We start from the raw sequence: 21201 nt of genomic DNA, 5'->3' as shown, positions 1-21201 counted from the left end.
GAGATCGCCAGCTTCAAGCCGGTCGAAAAACGTCATGAAATAAATGCTTTGCGTCCGTTTCTCCGGAATATTCCACCTTCACCTTCTCCCGTCATATCTGCCCTTCGGACTTCTCCAATGACGTTGTACCAACCTTCCAGTCACCGCTCAAATGCCGGGAGATTTCCTGAGCACCCGTCAGAATGGCGGCCTTCAGACGCTCCAGCGCGTCTCCCTGCAACAGGCTCGTCAAACCGATCGCGACCAGCGACTGTCCCAATCGCCCGCCATCGCTCCACACAGGTGCAGCCACGACCGTAACACCGGGAATATATTGACCTTCATCCACACCGATACCAGTTCGCCGCACTTCTTCGACTTCATCCAGCCACGCCTCGAACGTCGGCGGATTACCCCATTGCAAGGTTGCGAAACGGCTCTTGAGGTCTTCGGGTGACAGGCCGCCAAAGGCCGCGATGCACCGGCCGGTTGCGCTGATCAGCGCTGGAAAGCGGCTGCCGATCTGCGAGCTGATCTGAAGCCCCTGGATGTGGGGAGACATCGCTACGACGACGATATGATCCGCGCTGACAATGCTGGCGCCCAGAACAGAGACCTGATGCGCCTCGGCAATCCGATCGATCTGGCTCTGCGCGATCAGGGAAAAGCGGTTCCTCCGCAGCCAGTGGCGCGCAAGCGTCAAAACCCCCGCATCCAGCGAATATCGTTTCGTATCCGGATCGAAGGAAACGAATTCCTCCGCCACCAGCGCCCTTAGCACATGCAGACAGGTACTGGGCACCAGTTCGAGTTCACGCGCAATCGCATGAACCCCCATGCCCGAATCGGCCTTGCCGAGCAGGCGCATGACGGCCGCGGCCCGCGCTATGGCCGGGGCCTTGCTGGCCTCAACGACCCTTGCCAGGCCGCCCGTCGATTTGGCCGACTCCTCACGATCTTCAACTATTCCGGCCATCGCGCTCCACCTCTTCGCCGTTCACTGTTCGATATATACAACATTATTTTATATTTACAACATCTGATTCGTCGATTTATGAATCAGCGAACGGGCGATCGCGGCCCTCTGAACCTTTCTGGAGCATTGGAAGTGGCAAAACTCACCGACCTCACGAGCTACGCCGACGCGCAGGCTCAGGCTTCGTCCGAAGCCTTATGGGATCTGTTCGACGGCAACCGGGAAGAGCTCAACATCGCCCATGAGTGCATCGACCGTCATGCCGACGGAACAGGGCGGACCGCCGTGCGCATCGCAGATGCCGGGGGCGACGATGTCCTGTTGAGCTTCGACGAGATTGCGGCTGGCTCATCGCGCTTCGCCCATTGGCTGGAAGACCAGGGCATCGGACCGGGCGATCGCGTGGCCTTCATGCTCGATCCGTCGCTGCCCTTCTATGTGTCGATGTTCGGCGCGATCAAGCGCGGAGCGATCGGCGTTCCTCTTTTCACGCTGTTCGGCCTCGACGGGCTGCGCCTGCGCGTGGACGACTGCAAGCCCAAGCTGCTCGTCGTCAATGCCGCCAAGGAAGCCATCGCCCGCGAGATTGACGGCCTTCAGGTCGTGGTCGCGGACGACGCTTTTCTGACGCTGCTTGAAACCTATCCGACAAGCTATGCAGTGAAGAGCAAGGCCAACGATCTGGCGGTGTTCCAATACACGTCCGGAACGACGCGCGCCCTGCCCGCCGCCGTCAAGCATACGCACCGGGCGTTGGTCACGCTGATGCTTGCCGCGCTTTACGGCACCGGCATCCGTCCGGGCGACGAGTTCTTCTGCCCCTCCTCCCCCGCCTGGGGCCATGGCCTGTGGCACGGCACGCTGGCGCCGCTGGCATTGGGCGTCACCACCGGCACCATGTCGGGCAAGTTCGATCCCGTCCGCCTGATGCAGGCGCTTCAGGATTTCAGGATCACCAACATGTCGGCCGCCTCCACCCATTATCGCATGATGGGCAAGACCGGCACGGCTGAAAATTACGCCTTCTCGATCAGGAAGCTGTCGTTCACCGGCGAGCCGATCGATCCTGCCACGCTGGAGTTCATCGACAAGGCCTTCCACGTCCCGGCATGCAGCATGTACGGCACCACGGAAATCGGCGTCGTGCTGGTCAACTATCCCGGCGCGTCGGACTTCCTTGTCAAGCCCGGCTCGCTCGGCAAGGCGATCCCCGGCCAGAAGCTGGAAGTCCAGCGCCCGGACGGAACGCTAACCGCGCCCGGCGAAGTCGGCGAACTGATGCTGTGGCGTCGCGACAATTGGGAAACGACCAAGGATCTCGCCCGTATCGACGAGGATGGCTATTTCTACCATTGTGGCCGAGCCGACGACGTCATCATCTCCGCTGGCTGGACGATGAGCCCGGTCGAGATCGAAAACACCATGCTCAAACATCCCGATGTCGCCGAAGCGGCAGTGATCGGCGTGCCCGACGCAACCCGCGGCCAGGTGGTCAAGGGGTATGTCGTTGCAAAGCGGCCGGGCGACCCGGCCTTTACCAAGGAGCTTCAGGACTTCACGCGCGAACGCCTGAGCCAGCATGAATTCCCGCGCATCATCGAATTTGTCGACGAACTTCCAAAGACGCCCGCCGGCAAGATTAATCGCAAAGTCCTCCGCGATCGCGAGAGCGCCCTCGCCCAGGTCTGAACATCATTTTCAAGGAGAGAAAAATGGCATCCATCTTAGAAAACCGGGAAGCCCGCTTCCCCAAGATTACCGAGGACGGCCTGGCCGACCTGCGCAAGCGCATCGGCGTCAAGATCGAGAATTCGGTCGAACCCTGGAACTATGAAGCGTCGCGCGACGCGATCCGCCACTACGCCCATGGCATCGGCGACGACAATCCGTTGTGGACCGACCCCGCTTATGCGGAAAAGACCAAATATGGTTCGCTCGTCGCGCTACCGAGCTTCCTATTCTCGACCAGCCGTATCATTTCCGGCTATTCGGGCGGCCTGTCGGGCGTGCATGCCATGTGGGCCGGTGCGGACTGGACCTGGCACAAGCCCGTCCTGCGCAACGACACGATTTCGACCGTGGCCTATCTCAAGGATCTGATCGAACACCAGACCAGGTTCGCCGGCCGCTCCTTCCAGCAAATCTACCATGTCGATTTCTACAACCAGCATGGCGACCTTGTCTCCGAAGCTGACAGCTGGGTGTTCCGCACCGACCGCGATGAGGCCCGTGAGCGCGGTACCAAATATACCGAGGCGCGCGGTCGCGTCGAACCCTTCACCGAAGAGCAGCTCGCGGAATTCTCCAAATATTACGGGGCCGAGGAAGTCCGGGGCGCCACACCACGTTACTGGGAGGATGTGAACGAAGGCGATGTCCTGCCGACCATGATCAAGGGGCCGATGACCGTCACCGGCTTCATCGCCTATGCGCAGGGCTGGGGCGGCCTCTACATCCGCGCCAACAAGATGGCGTGGAAGATGCAACAGGCGCATCCGGGCCTGGGCATCAAGAACCGCTTCAACGTGCCCGATTGCCCCGAGCGCGTCCACTGGGACGAACAGTTCGCGCTCGATGTCGGGGCGCCGGGCGCCTATGACTATGGTCCGGAACGTTGCAGCTGGCTGACCCATCATGCCACCAACTGGATCGGCGACGACGGCTTCCTCCACAAGTCGAAATGCCAGATCCGGCGTCACAATCCGGATGGCGATGTGATCTTCATCGACGGCTCGGTGATCCGCAAGTTCGAGGACAACGGCAAGAAATATGTCGAGATCCAGCAGAACGCGAAGACCCACCGTGGCGAAGTATCGGCCTTCGGCACCTCGGTCGCCGAACTGCCCTCGCGCGTCCGATAAGCAGGCGAATGGCCGGGTTGCAAGACCCGGCCAAGCAGCCTTCGGACCGAACCGGCGCGACACTCGAAACCTATCTCCTCCGCCGGGACACGGGCATCGCACTTGCGACGCCGCAGGAGATCATTGGCGATGCGCGCAACAGGACACACGCAGGTCGGGATATGCCCCGCATTATTGACAGGCGCTTCTTTTCCCCGTTGCACTACTCCTATCATGTCAATCGGCGACGCAATGTGAGGCCTGTTTAAGTCTGAGGTCCAAGCATGGATGCATAGCTTGGGTTGTTTATGGAGAGAGGCTCTTGTCTATCAATAATCGGCGCGAAAATGCGATTTTCAACCAGAACAAGTTGAAGATCGGGACATTCGCCACGAACACCGTCGGATCGATGCACACAAGCGCGCCGGAGGCTTTCCAGCCGTCCTGGTCCAATGCGCTCAAGGCCGCCACGATGGCTGACGGTGCTGGGTTCGAAGCGCTGCTGGCACTGGCGCGGTGGCGCGGGCCGCTGGCGGGCAATCCCGATCATCGCGGCCATGTCGTGCTCGATCCATTCGCCTGGGGTGCCGCGCTGGCGATGGCGACGAACTACAGCACACTGTTTTCAACCTCCCATGCCCCGATGGTTCATCCGCTTCTGGTCGCAAAACAGGGCGCTACGATCGATCATATTTCCGGCGGGCGCTTTGGCCTCAATGTGGTGGGGGGCTGGAACCGGTCGGAGTTCGAGATGTTCGGCTTCAACCTGGACGAGCATGACCGGCGTTACGAATATCTTGAGGAATGGCTGACCGTCGTAAAAAGGTTGTGGACCGAACATGACGAAATCGACTTCCAGGGCGATTTCCTAAAGTTGAAGGGGGCGATTTCGCGTCCCCAACCCGTGCAAAATGGCGGTCCGCCGATCCTGAACGCCGCCGTATCGGCGCGGGGCCAGCGTTTCGCGGCCGAATATGCCGACGCAGCCTTCGTCTACGCCGGTCTCGATAAGGATACGATCGCAAGCTACAAGACACTTGCGCGCGAGGAGTTCGGTCGGGATCTCGCTGTTTGGACCCAGATTCCCATTGTGCAGCGCTCGACCCGGGATGAAGCGGAAAAGTTCCTGAACTATTTTGCAAACGAACATGAAGATGTCGAGAGCGTCGACGCCTGGCTCAAGGGGATCAATGCTGAATCCCGCGACATCAAGGGCGGAAATGCCAAGTTCAATAGGGTTGATGTGAGCTGCGGCGGGCCTCCGGTCGTTGGAACAGCGCAGGATATTGCCGACAGCCTGATCGAACTGAGCGAGCGCGGAATTGACGGCGTGCTGTTCTCATGGTTCGATTTCGAAGATGGCTTGACGCGCTTCATCGAGGAAGTGATCCCTCTGCTCGAAACCGCTGGGATGCGCGCTCCTTTTGTCCCGCCCACAGAGCATCGCTAAAACATTCCAACCATTAACAAGAGCGGCCGATCTTATATCGTAAGATCGGCCGCTATTTGCTGCGCGCCAATGATGTCATCGACGCGCGCATCTCTTCAGCTCCTTAGATCACCATGCATCCTCCAGGATCCTCCTGACTTCCGACACGGACGAGATCGAACGTGGGTTGGCCGCGACATAGGAATCATGGATTGCCGCATCAGCGACAGCCGGCAGCACGTCCCGCGATATGTCGGCATCGCGCAGGCGACCCGGCAGGCCAAGATGGGCGACAAGATCACCCACTATGTCGCCCAGCCTTCTGGAAGGCTCACCGATCATGGCAGCGATCACCGCTTGCCTCGCGCCATTTACCTCCTCATTGAAGCGCAGTACATGGGGGAGCATCACACAGGACGTATCCCCATGCGACATCCCCGCAGTGCCGCCCAGGGCATGACCGATGCCGTGACTGGCCCCCGCCTTGACACCGCCCGACGCCGGCCCAAGGATCGAAAGCCACGATCCCTTCATGCAGTCCAGCCGCGCATTCATGTCGTTCGGATCATCGAACACCTGCTTGAGCGACACGATCAGCAGTTGCGCGGCGCGAAGCGAATAGGCATCCGACAGCGGATTGGGATTGATCGAGCACCAGGTCTCGACCGCATGGTCGACAGCCCGCATCCCGGTGGAGAACCAAAGACTGGGCGGTGTCTGGACCGTCATTTCCGGATCGAGAATGACGATGTCCGGTCCAAGCTGCGGATAGACATAGACTCGCTTGACCGGGCCGCGTTCATCAGTGATCCCCGCCCCCGATGTGAACTCGCTGGCCGACAGCGCAGTCGCGATCGCGACGAAGGGCAAGGTTGGCGACTTCACCGGTCCATAACTGCCATCATCGACGCGGTTATAGGGACGCAGCCGGTCGATGTCGTCCGCCTCCTCAATGGCGTTTGCCACGCACAGGCGCGCAGCCTTGACCGTGTCGCAAACCGACCCTCCACCGATCGTCACGACGCCGCCGGCGCCCTTCAGCGCCTCGGCCACCCGAATAACTTCCGCACGCGGCGAATGGGGACGGATGCCCGAAACCATGGAATGGAATTTGGGTCCGAGCGCTGCGGCAACCTTCTCCGCCAGCCCTCCCGGGCGGGCGAGGCTGTTGGCCGTGACCACCACCACACGGTCCATGGACAGGCGGCGAACGGCTTCGGCCAACGCCTCGGCCATCGGGATGCCAAAGGCAACGCTCTGCTGCGGCGGCGCTGCCGACCAACCGATTTCGCGCAATTGTGCCAAGTTATTTTTCCTTCTCCTGGGATGCGACAGCATGTCGCGAACCGCCCTCGTCGGGACGATGCCTCGAAAAAGCCCGAACGATGGTTGCCACTGAAGATCGTCAATCGATCAAAATGTAGTATGCCGGTTTAAGTCGAGCACATCAAAAAGCAATTTTTATCCAGATCACGAAGAATTTTCCAACGACTTCAACATTGCCGCTGAAAATTCACCCATAAGCAGAGTCGATCTGCCTGGTGCAGACTAACCTGCCTTTACAACTTCCTTGCGCAACGCTTCGACATTGATGGGGAGCTCACCTGGATAGTCCAGCTCACGCGAGATGCGCAGCGCACCATGGTTCAAGGCCTGAAGCAAACCCGCCAAATCCCCTTCGACCACCTGCGCGAGCACACCCCCCGCTGACAGCGATGCCACGATATCGCCATTATGATCCATGATCGGAACGGCGACATGCATATAATTGTGCCCGCCTTCTTCCTCATCAAGGGCAAAGCCATTCTGGCGGACAGCTTCAACGACTTCGAGAAACAGTTGAGGCTCCGTAATCGTTTTTGTGGTTATCGGGTCCATGCCATAGGTCACAAGCAGAGTGGCGACGGCCGAATCCGTCATGCCACTGGCCAGTATCTTGCCCGGCGCGCAGGCATGGATGGGAGCCACCACTGTCAACGCGACATCGCGCTGCATCATGGGCGTAGGCAGCGACCGCATGACCACGACCTTGCCCTTGCTCAGGCGGCCCAGTCCCACATAAAATCCGGTCCGGGCGGCGATTTCATCCATGATCGGACCGGCAATTCGATCCAGATTGCGGCGACCCAAGGCGCAGGCCCCCAGGACCGCGAGCCCCAGGCCGGGATAGCAGCGCCCGGACTCGTCATCCTGATAGATCATTTCCGCCTTCGACAGCGTCGCGACGATGCGCGACACCGCACTCTGGGACATGCCCAGCTTCGCCGAGATCTCTCCGATCCTCAACGGCCTGCGGGCATTTGCCACGGCTTCCAGAACTTCGATCGCCTTTCTGACCGACTTGATCGGCGAATCGCCTTCCTGGTCTTCCACCATATCCTCCTGGTTTCCTTGCCGCCCGGGCGTTTCAGCCTAACTGCCGAACGTCCGTTTCGCAACAGAATAGCGACATCATCGCAAGCGCCATCCGCATTATGAATAGGTAAATCCATTTTTTCTTGACCTATCAGGGATGCTCGAGCGATGTGATGCATGACCGCGCGCATTTCGACAGGACAGGTCGCACGCGTCGCCTTGGAATACCGCCCCGTCTGGCGCGATCGAAGGCGCGGCATGCAGGGGAAAGAGCGCCTATAATATCCGTTCGCATGCATGATTTAGGGACTGAATATGCCAGATGATTTCAGACAACGGGCCAAGCTGATGCGGAAAGGCCGATCCTATGAGGATTTTGAAGTTGGCCAGCGGTTCGTGCATCATTGGGGCCGCACGATCACGGAGAGCGATACCGTCAACTTCTCCCTCCTCTATCTGTGCTACAATCCCCTCTATTTCAACCGGGACTATGCCAAGGCCCACGGCCATCCCGACATCGTCGTCAATCCCCAATTCCTGTTCAACGTCGTGCTGGGCATGTCGGTCGAAGATTGCAGCGAAGGCGGTGGGCCGTTTCTGGGCGTCTATGATCTGGTCTACGATCACCCGATCTATCCGGGCACGACCGTCGTCGCCCAGACGGAGACTTTGGAAAAACGCCTGTCCTCAAGCAACCCCCGGAACGGCATCGTAACGTGGCGGACCGAAGGGTTCGACAGTGATGGAGAACGCATCATCAGTTTCCGTCGTTCCAACCTCTCGTTCCTTCGCAATCCAGGAGAAGGTGCATGAAGGCCCGGCTCTCGCAACTCACCGGCAATTATAATTATTTCGAGGATTTCGAGATTGGCGCCGTGATGCGCCATGCCCGAGGCAAGACCGTCACGCCGCTCGAAAACGTCATGACGACCAATCTGGTGCTGAATACGGCGGAAGGCCATTTCAACGAACATGTCATGGAATCGACCGCTTATGGCAAAATCCTGTGCTATGGCGGCGTGAACTTCTCACTTGTCCTTGGGCTTGCGTCGCAGGACTGTATCGAGAACGCGCTGGCGGAATTGTCCCTGAACAATATCAAGCTGTCCGGCCCGGTGTTCCACGGCGACACGCTTTATGCCTATTCCGAAGTCCTGAGCAGAGAAGACAGCGATCGCGAGGATGCGGGGATCGTTGAGTTCCGCCATTACGGAGTGAACCAGCGCGACGAGGTCATCGCCCAGGTCGATCGCCGGGCGCTGATCAAGCGGCGCAGCCATTGGGCCGATAAATGACCCAGCATTTGCGAGAGGGGGCTTTCAGTATCAGAGCCGATAGGTTCCCTCCCCATATGGTTGACGCGGCAGCCCGCCCGCCGGACAGGGCAGATCGGGCATTGCCCCTTCCTATGCGACTAGGAGAGTTGAATGAAACGCCTTGAAGGAAAAGTGGCCATCATCACCGGCGCTGCCAGCGGTCTGGGCGAAGCGGGCGCCCGGCTTTTCGTCGCTGAAGGCGCAAGGGTCGTGATGACCGACATTCAGGATGGCACGTCGATCGCGGCCGAACTGGGCGATTCCGCCATATTTTGCAGACATGACGTGACGGACGAAGCGGGCTGGGAAGAGGTCGTCAGCAAGGCGCTGTCGCAATTCGGGCGCCTTGACATATTGGTCAACAGTGCCGCCATTCGCGATGTGAAGCCCTTGATGGAAACGAGTGTCGCGGAGATGGAGCGCAGCTTCCGCATCAATACGCTTGGCCCGATGCTGGGCATGAAAGCGGCATTCGCCGCGCTGAAAGCGTCCGGCAAGGGCGCGGTCATCAACCTTGGTTCCGGCAACGGCGTTCGCATTCAGCCCGGCGCGCTGGCCTATTCGACGAGCAAATGGGCGCTGCGGGGGCTTAGTGGATGTGCGGCGGCGGAATTGGCCCGTGCAGGCATCCGGGTCAACAGCGTGATCCCCGGCATGGCCAAAACACCCATGCATGCCGCCACCAATACGCCGGAAACCATAGCGAAATATGAGCCGATGATTCCCCTCGCCCGCCTTGGAGAGCCCGAGGAAGTCGCCCAGGCATTCCTGTTTCTGGCCTCCGATGCGGCCAGCTATCTGGTCGGATCGGAAATCGTCGTGGACGGCGGCGTCCTGCTCTAACGAAGATCGGGAGGCCGGGTCCGGATCGCTGCGCCCCGGCCTTCAAAAACGCTCACCGACCATTTCTTCGCTCTTGGCCCAAAGCGCCTCGGCTCTTTGCGGATCGAGGGCATAGGCGCGGACGCCCGAACGAATGGTGGGATCATCGCGGACGATTTCAGCGACGCGACAGTCCTCGCAATATTGCCCGCCCACAGCTTCCGCTGACGCGACGATCGCACTCCAGACCGTCGTCGCTGCTCCTTGAGGGACGGATTTCCACTGATAGGATTGGCTGCCATCCACCGAGGCGATCAGCCTGCTCGCAACCTCGGCGGTCATATTCTTGGAAAAGCCGGTCCTGATCCGCCCCGGATGGACTGCGGTTGCGCGGACGCCCCGGTGCCTGTGGCGCGCATCGAATGCGACGGCGAAGAGAATGTTGGCCGTTTTCGAGCGGCCATAGCTGCCAAACTCCGTATAGGCTGCGCGCTCGAAATTCGGATCGTCAAGATTGACGTCTGCATGGCGATGGCTCGCTGAACTCAGATTGACCAAGCGTGACCCCGGCTTCAGGAGCGAGGCAATCCGGTTCACCAAAACGAAATGCCCCAGATGATTGGTCCCGAATTGCATCTCAAAGCCGTCCTCGGTTTTCCCGAACGGACAGGCCGCGATCCCGGCATTGGCGATGATGACGTCGAAAGGCGCACCGGCAGCAAGCAGGCTGTCGGCGCAGCGACGCACGCTGGAAAGCGAAGCGAGGTCAAGCGGCACGACCGCCATCCCGCCGCTGTCAGCAGCCCCGGCCCGCACAGTTTTCGCCATCATGGAGGCCTTGTCGGGGTTCCGGACCGCGCCGACGATCCAGGCGCCATGCGCGGCCAGTACACGCGCGGTTTCCAGACCCAGACCGGCCGATGCGCCAGTCACCAATATGCGCTTCCCGCGCAAATCCAGACCCTCCAGCACCTCGTCGGCCGTTGAGTCGGGCCCTAACTGATTCGCGTCGCTTGCGGCCATAGGCTGCCTTGTCCTGCCTGGGGAGGAGCCGTGCCGTCAGATCCGCGACAGCAGCCGGTGCGCCAATTTCAGGTGCGGCGCGTCGATCATCTTTCCGTCCAGCTGCAGCACGCCCGCACCCGGATTGGCCTCGAATGCGGCTACGACCGCACGCGCATGGGCAATCTCTTCATGGCTGGGCGAGAATGCCGCATTGATCGCGGCGACCTGCGCCGGATGGATCGCCATCATACCGGTGAAACCATCGCGTCGCCCGCGCGCCATATAGGCGGCCAGACCCGCTTCATCCCGGAAATCGGGATAGACCGTCTCGATCGCTGGGACATCGGCATGGTGCGCACCAAACAGCACGAGGCTGCGCGCCAGTTCATAGGGGGGCGTGTAGCGCCCCCCGTCCTCCCGCGAGGAACTGGCGCCGATGGCGGCGGGTAGATCTTCCGCGCCCCAGGTCAGGCCCACCAGCGCATCGCGGCACTGCGCATAGGTGCCGAGTTGAAAAATGGCGGTCGGCGTTTCGGTCGCGATGGGAAGCACCGGCACCCGCCCCTCTCCCATCATGTCCAGCAAGCGGAGGATGCTGGCGGCTCCCTCCGCCTTGGGCAAGACGATCGCATCAGGTCGGCCGGGCAGGACGACCGCCAGATCGTCTTCGGTCATCCCACTGTCCAACGGGTTGAGCCGCACGAAGCAGCGGTCATGACGCGGCCCCGCGAGATAGTCGGCAACCGCCGCGCGGGCGCTATCCTTCGCAACGGGCGCAACGGAATCTTCCAGATCGAGAATGATGGCGTCAGCCCCGGTCGCCGCCGCCTTGGCAAAGCGTTCAGGCCGGTCGCCCGGCACGAAAAGCAGGGAACGAAGCATCAGGCCGCCCTCTTCACCAGAGCTGTCCGCACGCATCGGCAGACCAGTTCGTCACGCTGATTGAGCAGTTCATGGCGGAAGGTGACAATCCCGGCATTGGGACGGGATCTGGATTCCTTCAGATCGACCACCTCGCTCGTCGCGCGCATCGTGTCGCCGATAAAGACGGGCTTGGGCATCACCAATTGGTCATAACCCAGATTGGCAACCAGCGTGCCCAGCGTCGTTTCCCCCACCGAAAGGCCGATCATCAGCGCGAAGGTGAAGGTGCCGTTGACAAGAATCTGCCCGAACTCGCTCGCCTTCGCCGCCTCGGCGTCGATATGCAACGGCTGCGGATTGTGCGTCATCGTGCTGAACAGCAGATTGTCAGTTTCCGTCACGGTGCGGCGGATCTCATGCTCGATCCGGATACCCACCTGCCATTCCTCAAAACAGCGTCCAGCCATATCAGACGTCCCTCTCCTCGATCCTTGCCAACAGCGCTTCGACCTGCACCTGAGAGCCTGCACTGGTCTTCAGCTCGGCCACCACGCCGTCGAACGGTGCGGTCAGCGTGTGTTCCATCTTCATCGCTTCCAGAGTCAGCAACTTTTGCCCCTTGGCAACCTGTTGGCCCTCGGACACCGCCACCGAGATCACCCTGCCCGGCATCGGCGCAAGGATCGCCCCGTCACCCGCCGCCGCGCCGTGCACCCCCTGCTTGCGCCACGGTTCGAGCAACCAGACCTGCCCTTTTTCCGTGGCCAGGACGGACTCGCGTGGACGTTCCACGCCATGACCGTTGAGCGGGATTTCCACCGTCTCGCCGTCAAGCAGGAAGCGGGCGCGGCCGTGCGGTTCGGCATTGAGGCGGAAACCCGGCACACGGCTCTTCGGCACCAATTGCATCGCCGCCTTCGCCAGCATCGCATCCGAAGGGACGGGCGGCTGGGCCAGCGCCTCGCCATCGCGACCGATCAGGCCGGTATCGACCGTGCCCGCTGCGAATTGCGGGTGGGCCAGCGCCTTCACAAGAAAGGCCGCATTGGTCTTGACGGGCCAAACCGCCGTGTCCTCCAGCATCTCGCCCAGCCGCTCGATCGCCTGTTCCCGCGTCGATCCATGCGCGATCACCTTGGCGATCATCGGATCGTAGAAGGGCGAAACCTCCGCGTCCTCGTAAATGCCGGTATCGATCCGTCCGCCACGGGCCGAACCGAAGCGCAGCATCTGAATCCGGCCGATAGAAGGCAGGAACCCCTTAGCGGGGTCTTCGGCATAAAGCCGCGCCTCCATGGCCCAACCGCTGATGGCCAGTTCCTCCTGTCGCCTTGGCAGCGGTTCGCCGCTCGCCACGCGCAACTGCCATTCGACCAGATCCTGCCCGGTGATTTCCTCGGTCACGGGATGCTCGACCTGCAAGCGCGTATTCATTTCCATGAACCAGATGCGGTCTGCACGAAGCCCTTCAGAACCGTCGGCTATGAATTCGATCGTGCCTGCGCCTTCATAATCCACCGCCTTGGCCGCACGCACGGCGGCGGCACAGACCGCCGCACGCGTAGCGGCATCCATGCCCGGCGCGGGCGCTTCCTCGATCACCTTCTGATGCCGCCGCTGGAGCGAGCAGTCGCGCTCGAACAGGTGGACGACATTGCCATGACCGTCACCGAAGACCTGCACCTCAATGTGCCGGGGCGACAAAATATATTTCTCGATCAACACATGGGGATTGCCGAACGATGCCGCCGCCTCGCGCTGGCAGGATGCAAGCGCATCGGTGAAATCTTCCGGACTTTCGACCAGCCGCATGCCCTTGCCGCCGCCGCCTGCGACCGCCTTGATCAGTACGGGATAGCCGATCTTCTCCGCTTCGCCGGCCAGGAAAGCAGGGTCCTGATTTTCGCCCAGATAGCCGGGCGTGGTCGGCACCCCTGCCTGCTGCATCAGCTTCTTGGCGGCATCCTTGAGGCCCATGGCGGTGATGCTGTCGGGCTTCGGCCCGACCCAGACGAGTCCGGTATCCAGCACGCTCTGCGCGAATTCCGCATTTTCCGAGAGGAAACCATAGCCAGGATGGATTGCCTCCGCCCCGGTCGCCCTGGCCGCAGCGAGGATCTTCTCCCCCATCAGATAGGATTCGCGCGCGGGCGACGGGCCGATATGGACTGCCTCATCCGCCGAACGGACATGCAGCGCGCGGGCGTCCGCATCGGAATAGACCGCCACGGTGCGGATACCCAGCCGCCTTGCGGTGCGGATAATGCGGCAGGCGATTTCGCCGCGATTTGCGATAAGAACGGAACGGATCACGGCACTACATCCTGAACACGCCGAACGCCGGGCGTTCGGGGATGGGCGTTTCGAGGCAGGCTTCCAGCGCCAGCCCCAGCACGTCGCGGGTCTGCACGGGATCAATCACGCCATCGTCCCACAGCCGAGCGGTGGCGTAATAGGGATTGCCTTCATCCTCATATTTCTGCCGGATCGGCGCCTTGAAAGCTTCGGCCTCCTCCGGCGTCCATTTCGCGCCGTCCCGGTGGACCGTGGCGAGCACGCTCGCCGCCTGTTCGCCCCCCATCACGGAAATGCGGCTGTTGGGCCAGGTGAACAGGAAGCGGGGCTGATAGGCGCGACCGCACATCCCATAATTGCCCGCACCGAAACTGCCGCCGATCAGCACCGTGATCTTGGGCACGGTTGCAGTAGCGACGGCGGTTACCAGCTTCGCGCCATGTTTGGCGATGCCTTCCGCCTCATATTTACCGCCCACCATGAAGCCGGAAATATTCTGGAGGAACAGCAGCGGAATACGGCGCTGACAGGCCAGTTCGATGAAATGCGCGCCCTTCTGGGCACTCTGGCTGAACAGCACGCCATTATTGGCAAGGATCGCTACCGGCATCCCGCAAATATGGGCAAAGCCACAAACCAGCGTGTTGCCATACAGGGCTTTGAACTCATGAAATTCCGACCCGTCGACAATCCGGGCAATCACCTCATGCACATCATAGGACGCGCGGACATCTTCGGGGACGATCGCATAAAGGTCTTCCGGATCGAATTTCGGCGGGCGCGCCTCGCGCCGTTGAATGCCGGCATCGCCTGCAGGACCCAGATGCGAAACGATATCCCGCACGATTGACAGCGCATGTTCATCATTATCGGCAAGATGATCGGTCACGCCGGACGTGCGGCTGTGCATTTCGCCACCGCCCAGTTCCTCCGCAGAGATGATCTCGCCCGTGGCAGCCTGCACCAGCGGAGGGCCGGCAAGGAAGATCGTACCCTGTTCCCTGACGATCACCGTCTCGTCCGACATGGCGGGGACATAGGCGCCGCCGGCCGTACAACTGCCCATCACGCAGGCGATCTGCGGAATGCCGCGCGCGGACATGCTCGCCTGATTGAAGAAAAACCGGCCAAAATGGTCGCGGTCCGGAAATACCTCCGCCTGATTGGGCAAATTCGCGCCGCCCGAATCCACCAGATAGATGCAGGGAAGGCCATTTTCGGCCGCGATCTCCTGCGCGCGCAAATGCTTCTTCACCGTCAACGGGTAATAGGTGCCGCCCTTTACCGTCGCATCATTGGCAAAGATCATGCACTGTCGCCCGGACACGCGCCCGATGCCGGCGATAATACCCGCGCCGGGCACTTCATCCCCATAGAGGCCGTTCGCGGCAAGCTGTCCGATTTCGAGCAATGGCGAGCCGGGGTCAAGCAGCTGCTCCACGCGGTCGCGCGGCAACAGCTTGCCCCGCGAGACATGACGGTCGCGGCTGCGCTCATCCCCGCCAAGGGCTGCTTTCGCAACTTGGGCACGCAATTGCTGAGCCAATGCCCTGTTATGGGTCGCTCGCTGCTGAACCAGCGGATCGTCCGGATTGAGGCTGGAGGAAAGAACGGGCGCCGTCATCCGGCCGCTCCGGCCGAACTGCGGAACGGGGGATCGCATTTGGTCGGATCGAAATCACTGTTCGACTTCATTGGCATATTCTTCCGTTCACTTTCGGCGGATATTCTGGACGGCGGCCGGCCTGTGGAAAGACGGGATTTGCAGGCGATCCCGGATGGATTACCCGATGATAACCGCGCCAGGTCCCGACAACCGTCGACATCGCCATTTTCGCAACTCTGTCCGACCTTGCGCACCTCTCACTTTCCGCAGGTATCACCAGACTCGAACGGTGGCTTGGTGCTCGCTTGTTCACAGGCGAAAAGCCGGTTCCAATATGCCGTGGAGAGGATGATGACAAAGCACTACCGGCCTTCGACTTATCAGGCGAAGGCCATCGATCCCGAAGACGGCAGCCTTTACCGATGGTATGTGCTGGCCGTGCTGGTGCTGATCAACGCCATGGGCGCGGCCGACAAGGCGATCATCTCCGTTGTCGCCGAGCCTTTGAAGCAGGAATTTTCGCTCAGCGACAAGGATATCGGCCTGTTGGGCGGGGTGGCCTATACACTCCCCTATGCGCTTGCCATCCTGCCGATGGGGTGGCTTGTCGACCGCCTCAATCGCCGTGCACTGTTGTGTTTTTCGGTAACGATCTGGAGCGGCTTGACCGCAGCGGGTTCGATCGCCGCCAATTTCACGCTTCTTGCGATCGCGCGCATGGGTGTCGGGACGGCGGAAGCTACCCAGGGGCCAGCAGCCATGTCACTCATGGCCGACACATTTCCGCCTGATAGACGGAGCACCGCCATCGGCATCTATATTGCCGGAGCAGCAGCCGGGGCGATCCTGATCTTCGTCGCTGGCGCTTGGCTATTGGCGCACTATGGCTGGCGCACGGTCTTCCTTGTCTCCGGCGGTCCGGGCGTGGCGCTTGCGGCACTCCTGCTGTTCACGACGAAGGAGCCGCGACGCGGACGCTTCGACACCCCCTCCGCCGCGCCGGACAATGCCGGGTTCAAGGCGACGTTCAAGTCGATCATCGGCAACAAGGCCATAGTCTACACCATGGCCGGAGCGACCATTGCCAACGGCGTCATATTTTCCATCACGATCTGGACGACGTCTTTCCTGGTCCGCGTCTATGACAAACCCGTCAGCGAAGGAGCGTTCTGGACGGGCATGGGATATGGCCTGGGTATGGTGATCGGCGCCACGGCTGTCGGACCGATTGCCGATCGCTTTGCGAAGGGCCAGGTGAAAAGGCTCGCCTTGATCCCGATCCTCGCATCAATCGTCGCCGTCATTGCGGGAATGGTCATGACGTCGGGTCATTCACTGGGCGTTTCGCTGATCGGGCTATGCCTGATTGCGGTGATGGGCGGGATGTTCGTTCCACCGGGCTATGCGATCATCATCGCGCTGAGTCCGGCACGGGAACGCGGCATCTCCCTTGCGGCATCCCGATTTGTCACGAACCTTCTGGGCAACAGCACCATCCCGTTGATGACGGGCGCCATATCTGATGCGCTGGATATTCGCTGGGCGATCCTGTTCACCTCGACATTGCTGATATTCACAGCGTTTTTCTATTGGAGAGTGTCGGTCATCGCCCAGCGGGAATGATGTTCCGCGTTCGCGGGAAGCTCGACATGGAGCTCGAGCTTCCCGACCCGCTTCAACGTTCGAGCACGTCCTCACCATCGGGATATTCGACCAGTTCCAGCCGGAGACCGTCAGGATCGGTGCATATCAGCCATCGCCCGCGCAGCAACGGATGATCGAAAAGGACACGCGTATCCTCCACCACAGCACCGCCATATTCGACCACGCGCGCGGCCACGGCGTCGATATCCTTCACCCATATCGCAAGATGCGTGAAACCCAGCCGGTTCATCGGCACCCGCTCCGGCGGCCCCTCATGGCCGGGAGATATGAAGTGGAGCAGTTCCAATGTCATATGATCACGGCGGATGATCCGGGTTTGCAGATCGAGCGAACCGTCGATTTCCAGGATACGGCGCCAGCTATCGCCCTTGAAGGCGAATTCCCGCAGCATTTCGAAACCCAGACCTTCACACCAAAAACGGACGGACCGTTCAAGGTCCGTCACGCATATGCCGATGTGTCCGATCGTCCAGCCCGTCATCGGATCCTCTTCCGCTTGTTCATTACCCGGGCATGAGCGCCCGGGCGCATGTTACTGCGGAAAACGCCGATGTGGGAAGAGTTGAGCGGCGATCGCGTTCTTGAGTACCGCAGGAGCACCGCCAGCAACCATGGCCGAAACGGCATCGCGCATCGCTGTCTGCACCGGGAAGTCCATCGTCACGCCGTCGCCGCCATGCAGCTTCACGCCAGTCAGCGTGACCTGAGGCGCCATTTGCGAGCCGAACAGCTTCGACAGGCTTGCATCGAGAACCTTGGGGAACACCCCCTGATCCGCCGTGCTCGCCGCGCGCCATGTCAGCAGCCGCTGCGCCTCAATCGCCAGATACATGTCGACGATGTCGTGATAGACCGATTGATACTGAATGACGTCCTTGCCGAAACATTGACGCTTTTCGACATAGGCGACAGCCTCGTCATAGGCGATGCCAGCCAGCGACAGGCTGAAGATCGAATTGTGCAGCCGCTCCATGTTAAAGCCCGTCATCAATTCGCGGAAGTGCCCCGCGCCGCGCACCACATTTTCCTTGGGCACGCGGCAGTCGGTCAAAATCACCTCGCCATGCGGCATGCCGCGACAGCCCAGCCATTCGACGCCCCGCAGCAGTTCGCAACCCGGCGTACCGGCCTCGACCAATATGCAACCCACGCCCCGCGCGCCCGGAATGTCGTCGAATCTGGCAAACACGGCATAGAGTTCATTATGCGGCGATCCGGTGATGAAGCGCTTGTGGCCATTGACGATAAAATGATCGCCATCGACAACAGCGGTGGTTTCCAGATCGGTCAGGTCCGATCCATGATCGGGTTCCGTCAGCGCGATCGCACAACCAATATCCCCGTTTACGATGGGCGGCAGGTATTTCTGGCGCGTACGCTCTTCATTCGACAACAGGATCATGGAAGGCCCCGGTCCGGTCGTCGAGAACGGCCCTTCACCCAGAATCCAGCTGCGCGAATTGCGCACGAGCTGCTCAACCACTATGGCATAGTCCAGCGCCGTGCCGCCCTTGCCGCCATATTGCTTGGGAATGGTCAGGCCCAGAAGCCCCGCGTCGCGCAGCGTGACGACGATGTCCTTATAGGGGGACTCATCCTCGGCGTCCCATTTTTCATATTGGCCGCGCCATTGCAGACCCACTTCCCGGGCCTTTTCCTGTAACGCAAGCTGCTCTGGGGAAAGGTCAAAATTCATCACCACTCCTGCAATTCGCTATGCCGGCAAATAATTTCCCGGCGCCGTTTCGTTTCGCCCTGTTCGGACACAAGATGTCGGGGCGAGGGGAGCATCGTCGTCCTTCCCGCCTCGTACCGATCCTAGTGGATCCGATCCTGCGCCGCCCCATCACAATCGAGGGCGATATTCCCCTTTCCCGCAAGGGATCGGGCCAAGTCCGTCAATCCGGCCGCGTCGGCTTTCCAAGCAGAATGTCGGAGATGATCCGCTGCTGGATTTCCGACGTCCCCTCAATGATCTTGGTAAGCCGCGCGTCGCGCCAATAGCGTTCGACAGGATGCAGCGTGGTATAGCCCGCGCCGCCCAATATCTGCAAAGCCTCGCTGGTCACGCGCTCCGACATTTCCGACGCATAATATTTGGCCATTGAGGTCTCCAGCGAGGAGCCCTTGCCTGCATCGATCTGGGCACAGGTATGATACATTAGCTGACGCGCCGCCTCGATCTCCGTCGCCATGGTCGCGATCTTGAAGCGGATAGCCTGAAAATCGGAGATCGGACGGCCGAACTGGACGCGATCCTTGGCATAGGCAATGGCGTGATCGAGCGCGGCCTGCGCCTGTCCGATCGACCGTGCCGCCGTATGCGCGCGCGCAATACCCAGCATCGCCGCAGCCGCCTGGAAACCGCGACCATCGTTCAGATTCTCGTCCGCCTGGACCGGCGCACGGGTACCTTCGAAACGCAACTCCCACGTCTTCCAGCCGAAATAGCCGATCTTGGGAATGGGTGCGCCCGAACAATTATTGGGAAGCTCCCCCTTCGGCTTTTCAACCGCCACCATCACGGTACGCGCCTTGGCGCCCGGCGCCGCGTCGGGATCGTCGACCTTGCAGAGAACGATGATGCAGTCGGCCCCGTCAGCGAAGGTGCACCAATATTTGTTGCCGGTAATGACCCATTCGTCGCCCTCACGCCGCGCCTTGGTGGCGACATTCGAAAGGTCCGATCCGGTCTGCGGCTCGGATAGCGCGCCGGACCCCAGATAGTCTCCCCGGATCATCGCCGCGATCTTCTCACGACGTTCCACCTCGGTTCCCGGCACCGACTTGTAGAAGCCGTTGGCACGCGCCAGCACGCTCGCCACGCTCATCCATCCGCGCGCCAGTTCCTCGGCGACCAGGCAATATTCGAAGGCGCCCAGGCCCAGGCCGCCCAACTCTTCCGGAACCAGAATTCCGAAAAAGCCCAGCTCCCCCATGCGCTTGATAAGCTCACGCGGAATATCGCCATGCTCGGGATCGAGCCTGTTCGCCAGCGGAGTCACCTCCTCATCAACGAACTGGCGGGCCATGTCCCGTATCATGATCCGTTCCGGCGTCAGATAACCGACGGTCGCTGCCAAACCCATGTCATCCATCAAACTGCTTCCCGCTAACGATCGGATCGATCGGTTTCACATGCCGTAAAGGTCAGCCAGATCGAGCGTGTTGCGAACAAAGCGCAGCACCGCGACGTCGATCATGACGCCGTCAACCTGAGCGGCGCCGAAACCCTGCGCTTCTGCCTCGCGATAGGCCCTCTCCATCTTGCGCGCGCGCTCGACCTCATCGGCCTTGGGCGAGAAGACGTCGAGACCCGGCGCGATCTGATTGGGGTGGATCGCCCATTTGCCGACCATGCCCAGCGTCTTGGCGTAGCCGGCCTCGCGACGATAGCCCTCTTCGTCCTTGAAGTCGCCAAACGGCCCATCAACAGCATCAAGCCCAGCCGCACGCGCGGCCATGGCGATACGGAAGCGGGCATAGTGGAAAAGATCGCCCGGATAGCCCCCGGTGGCACCGATGCTCTCAATCGCGATACCCTGCGAACCCGAATAGTCGCCCATGCCGAAGATCAGGCATTCCAAACGATCGGAACAGCGAGAAATCTCCTCGACATTCTGAAGCGCCTGCACCTCCTCGATCAGCACTTCGATGCCGATCCGCTTGTCGAGCTTCAGCTTCTTCTCGAGCTGACCTAGCATCCGGTCCAGGAAGATCACGTCGGCGGCGCTATAGGGCTTGGTCAGCATGATCGTGTCGATATTGGTGCCGGCCCTCTCCACCACTTCGATGATGTCGCCGTGGCAGAACTCGGTGGTCACGTCGTTGATCCGAACGCACCGTGTCTTGCGGCCCCAATCGAGGTTGTTCAGCGCCCAGGCGACCTTGCTGCGCGCTTCCACCTTGGCGGCCGGCGCGACGGCATCTTCCAGGTCGCAAAAAATATGATCGGCGGCGGACGCGGCTCCCTTCTGCAACATTTTCTCGCTGCTGCCGGGAATGGACAGCTGGACGCGTCGAGCGCGCTTAATCCTGTTCGTCACCTT

Annotated in this window: 19 protein-coding genes; 7 read left to right on the top strand and 12 right to left on the bottom strand. The window is 60.8% G+C overall.

Features of this window, described 5'->3' with window-relative positions:
• Window positions 1–91: 91 nt before the first annotated feature.
• On the bottom strand, window positions 92–955 hold the full coding sequence (locus tag HUK73_RS22345) for an IclR family transcriptional regulator (RefSeq protein ID WP_176594003.1): 864 nt from the start codon (window positions 953–955) through the stop codon (window positions 92–94).
• A gap of 132 nt (window positions 956–1087) precedes the next feature.
• On the opposite strand from HUK73_RS22345, the gene HUK73_RS22340 reads away from it, so the two are divergent.
• From HUK73_RS22340 to HUK73_RS22330, 3 genes are all read left to right on the top strand, one after another.
• Window positions 1088–2644 carry an acyl-CoA synthetase gene (locus tag HUK73_RS22340; RefSeq protein WP_369805596.1) on the top strand — a complete coding sequence of 519 codons (1557 nt, stop codon included), beginning with the start codon at window positions 1088–1090 and terminating at the stop codon, window positions 2642–2644.
• A 23-nt stretch (window positions 2645–2667) separates the two neighbouring features.
• The gene (locus tag HUK73_RS22335) at window positions 2668–3816 is read left to right on the top strand and encodes a MaoC family dehydratase N-terminal domain-containing protein (RefSeq protein ID WP_176594001.1); all 1149 of its coding nucleotides are present in this window, start codon (window positions 2668–2670) and stop codon (window positions 3814–3816) included.
• A gap of 301 nt (window positions 3817–4117) precedes the next feature.
• Window positions 4118–5245 (top strand): LLM class flavin-dependent oxidoreductase, encoded by a 1128-nt coding sequence (locus HUK73_RS22330; RefSeq protein ID WP_218036688.1) that lies wholly within the window; start codon window positions 4118–4120, stop codon window positions 5243–5245.
• 108 nt (window positions 5246–5353) lie between these two features.
• Here the strand turns inward: HUK73_RS22330 and HUK73_RS22325 are convergent, their stop codons facing one another.
• Entirely contained in the window at window positions 5354–6529 is a 1176-nt protein-coding gene (locus HUK73_RS22325) for an iron-containing alcohol dehydrogenase (protein ID WP_176594000.1), read from the bottom strand.
• A gap of 243 nt (window positions 6530–6772) precedes the next feature.
• Complete coding sequence (locus tag HUK73_RS22320; RefSeq protein ID WP_176593999.1) at window positions 6773–7600, bottom strand: IclR family transcriptional regulator; 828 nt, start codon at window positions 7598–7600, stop codon at window positions 6773–6775.
• 294 nt (window positions 7601–7894) lie between these two features.
• On the opposite strand from HUK73_RS22320, the gene HUK73_RS22315 reads away from it, so the two are divergent.
• From HUK73_RS22315 to HUK73_RS22305, 3 genes are all read left to right on the top strand, one after another.
• Window positions 7895–8392 (top strand): MaoC family dehydratase, encoded by a 498-nt coding sequence (locus tag HUK73_RS22315; protein ID WP_176593998.1) that lies wholly within the window; start codon window positions 7895–7897, stop codon window positions 8390–8392.
• Entirely contained in the window at window positions 8389–8874 is a 486-nt protein-coding gene (locus HUK73_RS22310) for a MaoC family dehydratase (RefSeq protein ID WP_176593997.1), read from the top strand. The genes HUK73_RS22315 and HUK73_RS22310 overlap by 4 nt, the downstream gene beginning before the upstream one ends.
• 132 nt (window positions 8875–9006) lie before the next feature.
• Window positions 9007–9738 (top strand): SDR family NAD(P)-dependent oxidoreductase, encoded by a 732-nt coding sequence (locus HUK73_RS22305; RefSeq protein ID WP_176593996.1) that lies wholly within the window; start codon window positions 9007–9009, stop codon window positions 9736–9738.
• A gap of 42 nt (window positions 9739–9780) precedes the next feature.
• On the opposite strand, the gene HUK73_RS22300 is transcribed toward HUK73_RS22305, so the two are convergent.
• Genes HUK73_RS22300 through HUK73_RS22280 form a run of 5 tightly spaced genes read right to left on the bottom strand, consistent with a single transcriptional unit; the run spans window position 9781 to window position 15505 of the window.
• Window positions 9781–10740 carry an SDR family NAD(P)-dependent oxidoreductase gene (locus HUK73_RS22300; RefSeq protein WP_176593995.1) on the bottom strand — a complete coding sequence of 320 codons (960 nt, stop codon included), beginning with the start codon at window positions 10738–10740 and terminating at the stop codon, window positions 9781–9783.
• A gap of 36 nt (window positions 10741–10776) precedes the next feature.
• Window positions 10777–11607 carry a CoA ester lyase gene (locus HUK73_RS22295; RefSeq protein WP_176594773.1) on the bottom strand — a complete coding sequence of 277 codons (831 nt, stop codon included), beginning with the start codon at window positions 11605–11607 and terminating at the stop codon, window positions 10777–10779.
• Window positions 11604–12053, bottom strand: a complete 450-nt coding sequence (locus HUK73_RS22290; RefSeq protein WP_176593994.1) for a MaoC family dehydratase — start codon at window positions 12051–12053, stop codon at window positions 11604–11606. The genes HUK73_RS22295 and HUK73_RS22290 overlap by 4 nt, the downstream gene beginning before the upstream one ends.
• Before the next feature lies 1 nt (window position 12054).
• Complete coding sequence (locus HUK73_RS22285; RefSeq protein ID WP_176593993.1) at window positions 12055–13899, bottom strand: acetyl/propionyl/methylcrotonyl-CoA carboxylase subunit alpha; 1845 nt, start codon at window positions 13897–13899, stop codon at window positions 12055–12057.
• 4 nt (window positions 13900–13903) lie between these two features.
• The gene (locus HUK73_RS22280; protein WP_176593992.1) at window positions 13904–15505 is read right to left on the bottom strand and encodes a carboxyl transferase domain-containing protein; all 1602 of its coding nucleotides are present in this window, start codon (window positions 15503–15505) and stop codon (window positions 13904–13906) included.
• Between the two features lie 330 nt (window positions 15506–15835).
• Here HUK73_RS22280 and HUK73_RS22275 point away from each other — a divergent pair, with 330 nt between their 5' ends.
• A complete protein-coding gene (locus HUK73_RS22275; RefSeq protein ID WP_176593991.1) occupies window positions 15836–17110 on the top strand; it encodes an MFS transporter in 1275 nt (424 codons plus the stop codon).
• Window positions 17111–17162: 52 nt separating this feature from the next.
• Here the strand turns inward: HUK73_RS22275 and HUK73_RS22270 are convergent, their stop codons facing one another.
• The 4 genes from HUK73_RS22270 to HUK73_RS22255 all read right to left on the bottom strand — a co-directional run bounded on the left by HUK73_RS22270 (window position 17163) and on the right by HUK73_RS22255 (window position 21198).
• Entirely contained in the window at window positions 17163–17633 is a 471-nt protein-coding gene (locus HUK73_RS22270; protein ID WP_176593990.1) for a VOC family protein, read from the bottom strand.
• Between the two features lie 51 nt (window positions 17634–17684).
• Window positions 17685–18848, bottom strand: a complete 1164-nt coding sequence (locus tag HUK73_RS22265; RefSeq protein ID WP_176593989.1) for an acyl-CoA dehydrogenase family protein — start codon at window positions 18846–18848, stop codon at window positions 17685–17687.
• A 202-nt stretch (window positions 18849–19050) separates the two neighbouring features.
• The gene (locus HUK73_RS22260; RefSeq protein WP_218036686.1) at window positions 19051–20250 is read right to left on the bottom strand and encodes an acyl-CoA dehydrogenase family protein; all 1200 of its coding nucleotides are present in this window, start codon (window positions 20248–20250) and stop codon (window positions 19051–19053) included.
• 36 nt (window positions 20251–20286) lie between these two features.
• Window positions 20287–21198 carry a CoA ester lyase gene (locus HUK73_RS22255; RefSeq protein ID WP_176593988.1) on the bottom strand — a complete coding sequence of 304 codons (912 nt, stop codon included), beginning with the start codon at window positions 21196–21198 and terminating at the stop codon, window positions 20287–20289.
• Between the last annotated feature and the right edge of the window lie 3 nt (window positions 21199–21201).

It is taken from the genome of Sphingobium sp. EM0848 (assembly GCF_013375555.1).
Taxonomy (GTDB): domain Bacteria; phylum Pseudomonadota; class Alphaproteobacteria; order Sphingomonadales; family Sphingomonadaceae; genus Sphingobium.
The sequence above is the reverse complement of the archived record's forward strand: the minus strand, read 5'-3'. Positions and strand labels throughout refer to the sequence as shown.